The sequence below is a fragment of the Brevundimonas sp. genome, from assembly GCF_013823285.1.
GTDB lineage: Bacteria > Pseudomonadota > Alphaproteobacteria > Caulobacterales > Caulobacteraceae > Brevundimonas.
This window is the reverse complement of sequence record NZ_PNLV01000017.1, coordinates 24,053-35,594: the sequence shown is the minus strand read 5'-3', so window position 1 is coordinate 35,594 and position 11,542 is coordinate 24,053. Positions and strand designations below refer to the sequence as shown.

The window sequence follows — 11,542 nt, the reverse complement described above, 5'->3', positions numbered from 1 at the left end:
GGGCCGGTCAAGGATTCGCCCTTTGCGGCCCTCGCGGTTCTGAACGCACCCGCGCCGGCGCCCGTCCGGCGGCGGCGGCGTCGCAAGGGCGCGGGCCGCCCTGAATGAGCGACGAGGCCTGCCGGCTGGACGTGTGGCTGCACCGGGCGCGGTTCATGCGCACCCGGGCCTTGGCTGCGGCCTTCGTGGAGGCGGGCCGGGTGCGCGTCACCCATGGGGGCGTTCAGCTGCGCGTGGACCGTCCCGGCCGCACGGTGCGGATCGGCGACGAACTGGTTTTCGCCATTGGCGGGCGCGTGACTGCGGTGCGCATCACCGCCCTGGGCGTACGGCGCGGACCGCCCGAGGAGGCCCGCGCCCTGTACTGCGCCCTTAGTCCCGAAGGATGAACTCGCCTTCGATGTGCAGCTCGACCTCGTCGCCTAGCAGGGGCAGGCCGTAATCGATGCCGAAATCCGAACGCTGAATGGTGGCCTCGCCGTCGAAGCCGACGGTGTAGCGCTGGTTCACGGGGTTCACGCCCGCCTGGTTGAACTCAACCTCCATGACCACCGGGCGGGTGACGCCGCGAAGGGTCAGGTCGCCGGTGACGGTGGCCTCGTCCGCATCGTCGTCATCCACGACGATGGAGGTGGCGACGAAGGTCGCCGTGGGGTGGTTTTCCACATCGAAGAAGTCAGCCGTGCGCAGGTGGCCGTCCAGACCGTCATCGTTGGAGGCCACATCGGCCAGCGGGATGGTGGCGCTGAGGGCGCTGTTGACCGGATTGGCGGGGTCCAGGGTCAGTTCGCCCGAGACGTTCACGAACTGGCCCACATAGGTGGAGAAGCCCAGGTGGCTGACCGACCAGGTGATCTTGCCGTGGCTCGCGTCCAGATCATAGACGCCGGCGCGCACCTGGGCCGGGTCGGTGACGAAGGGGTCCTGGGCGGTCACGGCGCCGGCCGCCCCGGCGACGGCGAGGATGGCGGCGAAAGCGGCGGGTCTGATTGACGACATGGGGGTCTCCTTGTGAAGGTGGGGCGCGCCTGATTGGCAATCGCCAGAGTTACAGATAGGGGCTCTGTCGGCTCGCGCCAGAGGAACTGCGGTTGACTTGACCGCGTGCGAGGGCCATTTCCGCGACCGTTCCTGAAACCGCGCCCGGACCCGCGATCCTCGATGACCTACATCGTCACCGACGCCTGTGTGAGATGCAAGTTCATGGACTGCGTGGAGGTCTGTCCCGTGGACTGCTTCTACGAGGGCGAGAACTTCCTGGTCATCAGCCCGGACGAATGCATCGACTGCGGCGTGTGCGAGCCGGAATGCCCGGTGGACGCCATCAAGCCCGACACCGAGGACGAGCCGGACGGCAAATGGCTGCAGATCAACGCCGAGTACGCCAAGGTCTGGCCCAACATCACCGTCAAGGGCGAGCCGCCGGCCGACAAGGAGCAGTTCGAGCGCGAGACGGGCAAGTTCGAGAAGTATTTCTCGACGGCTCCGGGCAAGGGTTCCTGAGGCGCTTTTCGCGCCTCAATTCCGCCATGGTCGCGCCCGGCGGCGAATGCCCGACCATGCAACGTGGACATTTTGAAATTGTGCGGTTTTGTGATAGATTATCGCTCATTGGGTCGGGCGGTCGCCGCTTTACAGCGCGCCGCCCGCGTTCGTTAAAGAATCCCGCCCCGGAAGGCGGGATCGGCCAGAGGTTGGGTGTACCGTTCTCGTTTCTAGTTTTCGCATGCTGATTGTCGGCGATCCCGCATCGCCGTCGGTGACCTTGCATGCCCTGAACGAGCGCCCCGTCTTCGCCGCTGAAAGGATTTGATATGACGAGCAAGAGCGGTCTGGAATTCAAGGTGGGCGACAGCGTGGTCTATCCGGCGCACGGCGTCGGCAAGGTGGCGGCCGTGGAGACCCAGGAGGTCGCGGGCATGTCGCTGGAGGTCTATGTGGTGACCTTCGACCATGAGAAGATGACCCTGCGCGTCCCCACCGCCAAGGCCAAGACCGCCGGCCTGCGTTCGCTGGCCGCAGAGGATGTGGTGACCAAGGCCCTGAGCACCCTGAAGGGCCGCGCTCGCGTCAAGCGCACCATGTGGTCGCGCCGGGCCCAGGAATACGAAGCCAAGATCAACTCGGGCGACCTGATCTCCATCGCCGAAGTGGTGCGTGATCTGCACCGCGCCGAGAGTCAGCCCGAGCAGTCCTATTCCGAGCGCCAGCTCTATGAATCGGCGCTGGACCGCATGGCCCGCGAGGTGGCGGCCGCCAACCGCATCGAAAAGGAAGAGGCCGTGGCGCTCCTGGCCAAGTCGCTGAGCGCCAAGAAGGCCATCACGCCGCCGGCGGCCGAAGCGGCCTGACTCATCGCTTCCTGATTGATTTCGGAACGCCCGGCCGTAAAGGTCGGGCGTTCCCGTTTGAGGGCCGCGTCTGCCCCTGCAAGGGCGACGCCCACGATCATCGGATCAGTCCGCAGGAACGACGGGGGACACCTTGAAGGTCTTTGTCGACATTCCGAACTATTTCTGGAAAGCGGACGACCCGGACCGGGCCGACGTGCGGACGACCTATGTCAGTCTGTTCGCAGCCCTGTCGCGCCTTGGTTGCGAGATCGTCGCGCGGCCCTTTCGTCCCTACTCGGACACCCTCAACCGGCCAGACCCCGCCGAGGGTCTGCATTACGCCTACCATGCGCGGGAACCTGGACCGGGCGCGTACAGCATCAAGGGCGCCGCCCTGCCGGATCTCTGGTATCTGGACGCCCGGGGCTACAGCGGGTGGTGCGCCCTGGCCCATGACCCCACGCTGCAGGCCGAGAGCGCACAATATGATCTTGCGGCGGCGGACGCCGTCATCGCCACTTATCAACGCCGCTTTCAAACCGAGAACCTGTCCCGCTACGCCCAACCGAATCGTCGCACGGCTGCGCCCGGGGAGGGTTTCGCGGTCTTCTACCCGCTGCAGGTCAACAATGACGAAGTGCTCAAACTGAGCCGCTTCGCCCAGTTTGAGGTGCTGGAGGCCCTGGTGCAGACGGCTGAACGGCTGCGCCTGCCGGTGGTGGTGAAACGACATCCCCTGTGCGGATCAGACCACATCGTCCAAGCGCTGGAAGCAGCGGCCCGCTCGGAGTTCGTCACGGTGTCGGACGCCTCCATTCATGATCTGATTTCATCAAGTGCGGCGGTTCTGGCGGCCAATTCCGGCGTCGGCGTCCAAGCCTTGGTGCACGGCAAGCCGGTCTTCACCCTGGCGGGGAGCGAATATGCGCACATGAGCACGCCGCTCTCGACGCTGGACCGGCTCGACGCGGCATTCAATGTGCCCGGCGCGCCCCAGGCAGAGCGCATACGCCGCCAGTTGGGCTACCTGCTCAACGAATACTGGGTGAACACCCGCGACGAAGAGGCGGTGTTCCAGCGGGTGCGGAGCCAGGTGGAGGCGTGGCGGACGGATCAGGGGCTGGAGATCGGGCAGCGCCACAACGAGGACCGGAAACGCTCCGGTTTGCTGGCCATGGAGCGGCGCGCCCACGACATGGTCGACCACATGCTGCAATTGCATGAGATGGCGACCGAGGCGGATCGAACCGGGATCGAGACCTTGCTGCTGCGGTCCTATCGGCTGGATGTGCGCCCTGATCTGATCGTCAGGCGGATGTCAGATCGGCGGTTCCTGACACGCTGCCTGTCACACCGTGTAAAGGTCGGAGATGAAGCCGGGGCCGGAGTGGTTACCGGCCGCTTGGCCGAGCTGCCTGACGCAGGACCCCGCGACCTGTTCGCCCATGCCCGCCAGCTGTATCGGCTGGGCCGTGACGAGGACGGCCTGAAGGTTTTGCGCCGGATGTCCGGGATGGATGGCGTCCCTGCCGCCGCGCTCACTTTTTTTGGGCGCAAGATCCTGACCCAGGAACGAACCTCAGGCGCGGAGTCGGCATTGGCTCTCGCCGATCTGGCGATCGCGGTCCAGCCGGACATGGGACAGGCGCACTGGCTCAAGGCCCGCGCCCTGTTCCTGCTGGAGCGGCTGGATCAGGCCCATGAGGCGGCGAGATCGGCGGTGGAGCTGGACCCGACGGACACGGCCTTCACCAAGCTGCTCCAGCGTATCGAGGCGGCGAGATCGGCGCGGGCGAGGGCCGAAGATCCGTCCTGAAAGCCGGCGATTTCGCCAGGGATCAGAAGTATTCCGCGTCCACAGGGCACTGGGCCGATATGCGGCGGGCGTTGATGCTGGCGGGAATGTAAGGTGTGCCGCGTGTCAGCTGGGCGCCGCCGCTGAAGCGGAAGCTCTCGCTGGTGTAAGGGCCGTTCAGCCGCACATTGACGGTACGGCCCCGTCTGTCCCGGCACGTGCCCTCGAAACGGGAGGTCCCGCCGCCCACTTCGCGCACCGGGTAGGTGCACTGCCAGCGTCGTGTGGACAGGCCATTGAAGAAGCGGTGAATCTCGCTGGGTCGAACGCATTTCTGTTCAGTGTCGCGTACGCCCATGACGCTGGTGGTGTATTCCCAGTAGCCCGGCTGGGGTTGATCGGGCGCGGGAGTCTGGGCGTGCGGGCCAGACGCGACCGCCAGCGCGGCCACGGCGGCGAGACCGGAGCCGAGGGTCAGGGCGCGTCGCTTGGGGGTCATGGTCTTCATGGTCGCTCTTTCTTGCGGCGATGTTGACAGTCGATCCTACAGATGGCGCTTGAACGGGAGCTGAACAATGGCTCTTCACCTGCGGGGCGAAAGACTCCCGAGCCCTTGACGCAAAGGGGTCGGTGCGCCTATACGGCCCCCTCTCGCGCGGGAGCCCTGTCCCGCGCGCCACTGTTTCATGCGCCGCGCGGCCGTTCGGTCCGCCCGCCTGCCAAGGATTTTGACGATGTCGCGTCGTTGCGAACTCACCGGGATCGGCCCGATGGTCGGCCACAGCGTCAGCCACTCCAATGTCAAGACCAAGCGCCGGTTTCTGCCGTCGCTGAAGACGGTCAAGCTGGCTTCGGAATCGCTGGGTCAGACCTTCTCCCTGCGCATCTCCAACGCTGCGCTGCGCACCCTGGACTACAAGGGCGGCCTGGACGTGTTCATCGTCAAGGCCCGCGACGAGCAACTGTCGGTCAAGGCCCAGCGCATCAAGCGTCAGGTCCGCGCCAAGCTGGCGGAACAGACCGCCGCCTGATCGGACGTCCCAGTACATATTTCGAAGGGCCGGCGGAAACGCCGGCCCTTTTGCTTTGCGCCGCTTGGAATGGCCATCGTGGGCCTCTATCTGTTTCCGGTAACAAGCCCAAGGAGCCCTCCATGACCATCAAGCCCGGCGACCGCCTGCCCGACGCCACTCTCGCCACCATGACGCCCGAAGGGCCCAAGCCGGTGAAGACCGCCGACCTGTTCGGTCAGGGAACCACGGCGCTGTTCGCGGTGCCCGGCGCCTTCACGCCGACCTGCTCGGCCCGCCACCTGCCGGGCTTCAAGGACAAGCACGACGAGCTGAAGGCCAAGGGCGTTGACCGGATCGTGGGCGTGTCGGTCAACGACCCCTTCGTCATGGGCGCATGGGCCGAGCAACAGGGCCTGAGCGGCGATGACGTCCTGCTGGTGGCCGACGGCAACGGCGATTTCACGAAGCAGCTGGGCCTGGAGCTGGACGCCACGGGCTTCGGCATGGGTCATCGCTCACAGCGCTACTCCATGCTCATCAAGGACGGCGTGGTGACCCAGCTGAATGTGGAGCAGGGCGGAGAGTTCAAGGTCTCTTCGGCCGAACATCTGCTGACGCAGCTCTCTTAAGCGCCTATCGCTCGCGCCGCAGGCGCTCGCTGCTTGAGGGCATGGCTCGCCCTCTGGTGAGACCGAGACCGCAGGAGCGCTCCGACGCCTCAGCCATGACCACCGACGTCTTCACGCCGAAGAAGCGCAGCGCCGTCATGAGACGGGTCAAGGGGCGCGACACCGCGCCGGAGATGACCGTGCGGCGGGCATTGAGGGCGCTGGGCGTTGGGTATCGCCTTGGAGGCGCGGGCCTGCCCGGGCGGCCAGACGTGGTGATGAAGGGACGGCGGGCGGTGATTTTCGTGCACGGCTGCTTCTGGCATGGCCATGACTGCGCGCGTGGCGCCCGGGAGCCCAAGGCCAACGCGGACTACTGGCGCGCCAAGATCGGGCGCAATCGGGAGCGTGACAGGATGTCCGAACAGGCGCTGATCGCCGATGGCTGGCGCGTGGCGACCCTGTGGGAGTGCGACCTGAAAAATCCAGCGGCGCTGAATGTACGCCTGCGGTCCTTCCTGGGTCTCTAGGCGGCCACGGTTTCGCGGGTCGCGGCCTCGGCCAGCACATGGTTCAGGGCGCCAAGCAGAGCCGCCGGGGTCAGGGGCTTGGAGACGAAATAGTCCATGCCCGCCGCCATGCAGGCGTCGATGTCGTCCTGGGCCGTGTCGGCAGTGACGGCAATGATCGGCGTGGCGCGGTTCGGTCCGTCGCCCGCGCGCAGCCGTCGCGTGGTCTCGCGGCCATCCAGTTCCGGCATGCGGACGTCCATGAAGATGACATCGTAGGTCTGCATCTCCGCGGCAGTCAGAGCGGCCAGCCCATCCACAGCCGTGGCGATCTCGACACCCAGCGGCGTCAGGATCAGCTGGACGGCCCGGCGATTGATCTCGTGATCATCCACCACCAGCACACGCAGGGGCCGCCCGGCGGAGTCATCCGCCGCCGTTTCAGGCTCATCGTCGCTGCACAGGGCTTCGTCGGCGAGGGCGGAGTTCGGCGGCGCGGCGGACGTGCCCGGAGTCTCGATGGTCTGTGGGGGGGTGACAGGGAGGGTTTCGGGTTCGGGCGGCGGCGGCGCAGCCCGAACGGATCGCCCGCTCGCCAATGGCTGACTGCGGGCGCTTCGGTCCCGTGTTTCGGGCGCCTCCACGGGCGGAGCGTCCGGGGCTGCGGCCCTCGGCAGGGTGAGGGCCAGGGTGAACGTCGCGCCCTCCCCCTTGGCGCTGCGCGCGGTCAGCCAGCCGCCCATCAGCTGGGCCAGCTCCCGGCTGATGCTCAGACCCAGCCCCGTGCCGCCATGGCGGGCGCCGACGCCGCTTTCGGTCTGGTCGAAAGGGGTGAACAGGCGTGACAGCTGTTGGGCGTTCATGCCGGGCCCGGTGTCGATCACCTCGATGATCAGAGCCGTCGCGTCCGGATCCTGATCCCAGGCGCGGATGCGGATGGTCACCGCGCCCTCCTGGGTGAATTTGAGTGCATTGGAGATCAGGTTGTTCAGCACCTGACGGATTCGGGTGGCGTCGCCCACGACCCAGGCCGGCGCGTGGGCCGCGCCCTCCAGACGCAGACGCAGGCCCTGATCCGCAGCCTCGCGCTGCCACAGGCGCAGGGTGCGGGCCAGCACGTGGCGCAGATTGAAGGTCTGGGTCTCCACCTCCATGCGCCCCGCCTCAAGCTTGGCGTGGTCCAGCAGATGATCCAGCAGGGTTTTCATCATCCGGCCCGCTTCCCCGATCAGGGCCGCATTCTCCCGGGAGGCGGCGTCCTGGGCCCGAATCTCCAATTCATGGGCGCCCGTCAGAATGGCCGACAGGGGGGTTCTGAGATCATGGCTGACGGTAGCGACGAAGGCGGACTTGCCGGCGACAGCGCTCTCCGCCTCACGACGGCGTCGGTCGGAATCGCGCTGCGCTTGCCGCCCGGATTCGGCCAGACGCGCATTGCTGGCGTAGGCGGCCAGGGTAAAGGCGAGGATTGTCAAGCAGATGACAGCCGCCGCCGTGGCCGCAGCCCGTCCGGCGCCTTCGGCCATCATCAGCAGAGGGGTGGCCGCCAGATACACCACCAGCGGCGTCAGATTCAGGGCCAGCATGAAGGTCGACCGGCCCGAAACCACCAGCGCGTTCATCATGCCGCCCGTGAGGATCAGCACAGCGCAGATGCCGCCCGCAAGCCCCCCCAGTTGCCACAAGGGCAGGGCGAAAAAGCCATAGACCGCCGTGCTGCCAGCGATGGCGATGCCCGCGATCAGCTTGCGCCACGGCGGAAGGGTTTCCGCCTTGCCCGAGGAAATGGGCGAACAGGCCAAGGCGTCCACCAACTGGACCAGAAAATAGATCGCGATCCACGCCAGGGCTATCTGGGGACCGATAACGGGCGAGAAGACCAGCACGCCGACGACGCCCACCCCCATGCGGATGAGCAAATTCTTCCGGCGACGCCGCACGGCGTCGGCGAAGGCCTCGTCATGGATGGCGGCGTCGTGAGCCATGTATGCGCCCATCTGCCCGCCTTTCGGCGGCGGTTGGCGCATATTCTGCCCCAGCTTGCCCTAACGCAGAGTCAACGCCGCCCCCGATGCCGGGATAGCCCCTAGAGATTGAGCAGGGCGGGGTCGCCGCCCTGGGCCGCGATATTGACGCTGATGGCCTTTTCCGAGGCGTAGCGGATCAGGCTGTTGGGCCCGCCCGCCTTGGGGCCCGTGCCCGACAGGCCCTCGCCGCCGAAGGGCTGAACGCCCACCACCGCGCCGGTGATGGAGCGGTTCACATAGACGTTGCCGGCGGGGACCAGCGCCATGACGTCGGCGGCGAAGGCGTCGATGCGGCTGTGCACGCCCAGGGTCAGGCCATAGCCGCGCGCCGCCAGCTTGCGCGCCACCTCTTCCAGATTGTCGGGGTCGTAGCGGTAGATGTGCAGGATCGGGCCGAACACCTCCTTTTCGAGGAAGTCCGGCGTGGGAATCTCGGCGATGACCGGCGCGAACAGGTCGCCCCGCTCGGCGCCCTCGGGCAGGTCGGCGCGGGCGACGATCTTCGCTTCCTTCTCCAGCCGCTGGACGTGTTTCTCCAAAATGTCGCGGGAGTCCGAGTCGATCACCGGACCAATGTCCGTGGACGGATCAGCGGGGTCGCCGATCACGCGCGTCTTCAGCGCCCCGGCCAGACGCTGGATGAAGTCATCGGCGTTGGCCTTGGGGATAAACAGGATGCGCAGGGCCGAGCAGCGCTGGCCGGCCGACCCGAAGGCCGAGACGATCACGTCGTCGATCACCTGTTCGCGCAGGGCGGTGGTGTCCACGAACATGCCGTTCAGCCCGCCCGTCTCGGCGATGAAGGGGATGATCGCCCCTTCGCGGGCGGCGATGGAGCGGTTGATGGCGAAGGCGGTTTCGGTGCCCCCGGTGAAGGCCACGCCGTCAATGCCCGGATGGTTGACCAGAGCCGCGCCGACGGTTTCGCCCCGGCCGGGGACCAGCGCCAGCAGGTCGGGATCCAGCCCCGCCTTGTGGAACTGGCGCACCGCTTCACAGGCCACCAGCGGGGTCTGTTCGGCCGGCTTGGCCAGCACGGCGTTGCCGGCGGCCAAGGCCGCCGCCACCTGACCGGTGAAGATGGCCAGGGGGAAGTTCCACGGACTGATGCAGGCGAACACGCCCCGGCCGTGCAGGACGAGGCGATTGGACTCGCCTGCCGGCCCGATGAGCTCCTCGGGCCCGCCGAATTGCTGCTCGGCCAGCATGGCGTAGTAGCGGCAGAAGTCGGCGGCCTCGCGCACCTCGGCCACGCCGTCGTCCAGGGTCTTGCCCGCCTCGCGGCACAGCAGAGCGATCAGACGGTCCATGTCCGCCTCCAGCGCGTCGCCCATGGCGCGCAGGATCACCGCGCGGGCGGCGCCGCCGGCGCGGTCCCACGCCACCTGGGCGCTGGCCGCACGCTGGATGGCCTCGTCCACGTCCTCGGCGGTCGCCTCGGAGACATGGCCCAGGATGCGTGAACGATCACACGGGCTGGTCACGTCACGCGGGCTCTCGCCCGCCTTCAGCGCCCCGCCGATGAAGGGGCCGGCGTTGAGCTTTTCACGGTCCAGCGCCTCCAGCGTCCGGGCGTGGATTTCGCGGTCTTCGGCCTGCGAATAGTCGCGGCCGAGGGAGTTCAGACGATTTCCGTACATGTCTCTGGGCACCGGGAGTTTGGGGTGACGGTCGGGCTGGGCCTCGACGGCGGAGATGGGATCGGCGGCCACGTCGCCGGCCGGGACCCGTTCGTCCAGAAGAGCATGGACGAAGGAGGAGTTGGCGCCGTTCTCCAGCAGACGACGCACAAGATAGGGCAGCAGCTCTTCATGGCCGCCGACGGGCGCATAGGCCCGCACCACCGGCTCGCCGCCCTCGTTCCAGGTGTGCCGGGCGGCGTCGTAGAGGGCCTCGCCCATGCCGTGCAGCCGCTGGAATTCGATGCGCACCTCCCGTTCCCGCGCCATGCGGTTCACGGCCGCGAGGGTGTGGGCGTTGTGGGTGGCGAACTGGGAGTAGATATGGGGCGCGGCCTGGATCATGGCCTCGGCGCAGACGAGGAAGTTGAGGTCGGTGGCCGGCTTGGTGGTGAAGACGGGATAGTCCACCCGGCCCGCGATCTGGGCGCGCTTGATCTCGGTGTCCCAGTAGGCGCCCTTGACCAGACGCACCATCAGCCGGCGGCCCGACCGCTGGGCCAGATCGGCGATCAGGGCGATGACCTGGGGCGCGCGCTTCTGATAGGCCTGAACCGCCAGACCCAAGCCGGTCCAGTCGCCCAGTTCGGTTTCGTGGGCCAGCCGGTCCAGCAGCTTGAGGGACAGGACGAGGCGATCGGCTTCCTCGGCGTCGATGGTGAAGTTCAGATTGTACTTCGCCCCCAGCTTCGCCAGGCGCAGGACACGGGGATAGAGCTCGCTCCACACCCGCTCTTCCTGGATAGCCTCGTAGCGGGGCGACAGGGCCGACAGCTTGACCGAGACGCCGTGGCCGTCCTCAGGGCCTTCGCCCTCGCCGCGCGCCTTGCCGACGGCCTCGATGGCCCCGGCGTAGATGCGTTCATAGTGCTCGGCGTCGGCAGCGGTGCGCGCGCCCTCGCCCAGCATGTCGAAGCTGCACAGCCAGTCGTGGCGATCCGCCCGCTTCAGGGCCGCGCCGATGTTGCGGCCCAACACGAACTGCTCGCCCATGATCTTGACCGCCGTGACCACCGCCTGACGGATCACCGGCTCGCCGATGCGGCCGGCGACGCGGGCGAGGAAGCCGGGCAGGTCGCGACGGGCGTCGTCGTCCACATCCACCAGCTTGCCGGTCAGCATCAGGCCCCAGGTGGAGGCGTTGACGAACAGGCTGTCGGACTGACCCAGATGGCTGGCCCAGTCGGCGGAGCTGATCTTTTCGGCGATCAGGCGGTCGCGGGTCTCGTCGTCGGGGGTGCGCAGCACCGCCTCGGCCAGGCACATGAGGGCCAGACCCTCGCGGGTGCCCAGGCTGTATTCCTGCAGGAATCCCTCGACCACCCCCTGACGGTTGGCGGCGGCGCGGGCGCGCTCGACCAGGGAAATGGCCTCGGCCACCACCGCGCCCCGTTCGACCGGGTCCAGCGGCATGCGCCCGAGCAGGTCGGCCACGGCCTCGCGCTCGTCGCGGAACTTCAGATGATCCAGGGCGTCCCAGTGACTCACGCGCTTCGCAGCTCCGGCAGGTGTTCGGCTCCCATTACTCTGGCCAGAAGGAAATATCCTCCGTATCTTGGCCATCTGAACCGAACATAA

General features: G+C 67.3%; 11 protein-coding genes. 7 read left to right on the top strand and 4 right to left on the bottom strand.

The annotated features are described in order from the left end of the window. The first annotated feature begins 104 nt into the window (after positions 1–104). Positions 105–389 (top strand): S4 domain-containing protein, encoded by a 285-nt coding sequence (locus C0461_RS04290; protein ID WP_292104271.1) that lies wholly within the window; start codon positions 105–107, stop codon positions 387–389. On the opposite strand, the gene C0461_RS04285 is transcribed toward C0461_RS04290, so the two are convergent. After that, positions 373–999 carry a YceI family protein gene (locus tag C0461_RS04285; RefSeq protein ID WP_292104269.1) on the bottom strand — a complete coding sequence of 209 codons (627 nt, stop codon included), beginning with the start codon at positions 997–999 and terminating at the stop codon, positions 373–375. The genes C0461_RS04290 and C0461_RS04285 overlap by 17 nt on opposite strands. 162 nt (positions 1,000–1,161) lie before the next feature. Here C0461_RS04285 and fdxA point away from each other — a divergent pair, with 162 nt between their 5' ends. The 3 genes from fdxA (at position 1,162) to C0461_RS04270 (ending at position 4,149) form a co-directional block, all read left to right on the top strand. Then, entirely contained in the window at positions 1,162–1,503 is a 342-nt protein-coding gene (gene fdxA, locus C0461_RS04280) for a ferredoxin FdxA (RefSeq protein ID WP_045318964.1), read from the top strand. Between the two features lie 311 nt (positions 1,504–1,814). After that, positions 1,815–2,351 carry a CarD family transcriptional regulator gene (locus C0461_RS04275; protein ID WP_292104266.1) on the top strand — a complete coding sequence of 179 codons (537 nt, stop codon included), beginning with the start codon at positions 1,815–1,817 and terminating at the stop codon, positions 2,349–2,351. Between the two features lie 133 nt (positions 2,352–2,484). After that, entirely contained in the window at positions 2,485–4,149 is a 1,665-nt protein-coding gene (locus C0461_RS04270) for a hypothetical protein (protein ID WP_292104264.1), read from the top strand. A 22-nt stretch (positions 4,150–4,171) separates the two neighbouring features. Here C0461_RS04270 and C0461_RS04265 read toward each other — a convergent pair whose 3' ends face one another. Further along, a complete protein-coding gene (locus C0461_RS04265; RefSeq protein WP_292104263.1) occupies positions 4,172–4,636 on the bottom strand; it encodes a DUF3617 family protein in 465 nt (154 codons plus the stop codon). A 226-nt stretch (positions 4,637–4,862) separates the two neighbouring features. Between C0461_RS04265 and rpmB the strand changes: the two genes are divergently transcribed. The 3 genes from rpmB to vsr all read left to right on the top strand — a co-directional run bounded on the left by rpmB (position 4,863) and on the right by vsr (position 6,279). Continuing rightward, on the top strand, positions 4,863–5,159 hold the full coding sequence (gene rpmB / locus C0461_RS04260; protein WP_292104262.1) for a 50S ribosomal protein L28: 297 nt from the start codon (positions 4,863–4,865) through the stop codon (positions 5,157–5,159). 122 nt (positions 5,160–5,281) lie between these two features. Beyond that, the gene (locus C0461_RS04255; RefSeq protein WP_292104261.1) at positions 5,282–5,770 is read left to right on the top strand and encodes a peroxiredoxin; all 489 of its coding nucleotides are present in this window, start codon (positions 5,282–5,284) and stop codon (positions 5,768–5,770) included. A gap of 95 nt (positions 5,771–5,865) precedes the next feature. After that, entirely contained in the window at positions 5,866–6,279 is a 414-nt protein-coding gene (gene vsr, locus C0461_RS04250) for a DNA mismatch endonuclease Vsr (protein ID WP_292104272.1), read from the top strand. On the opposite strand, the gene C0461_RS04245 is transcribed toward vsr, so the two are convergent. Both C0461_RS04245 and putA read right to left on the bottom strand, forming a co-directional pair. Further along, entirely contained in the window at positions 6,276–8,255 is a 1,980-nt protein-coding gene (locus tag C0461_RS04245; protein WP_292104259.1) for an ATP-binding protein, read from the bottom strand. The two genes, vsr and C0461_RS04245, sit on opposite strands and share 4 nt — an antisense overlap. 89 nt (positions 8,256–8,344) lie before the next feature. After that, positions 8,345–11,452: a bifunctional proline dehydrogenase/L-glutamate gamma-semialdehyde dehydrogenase PutA gene (gene putA, locus C0461_RS04240; protein WP_292104258.1), complete on the bottom strand. Its 3,108-nt coding sequence runs from the start codon at positions 11,450–11,452 to the stop codon at positions 8,345–8,347. Between the last annotated feature and the right edge of the window lie 90 nt (positions 11,453–11,542).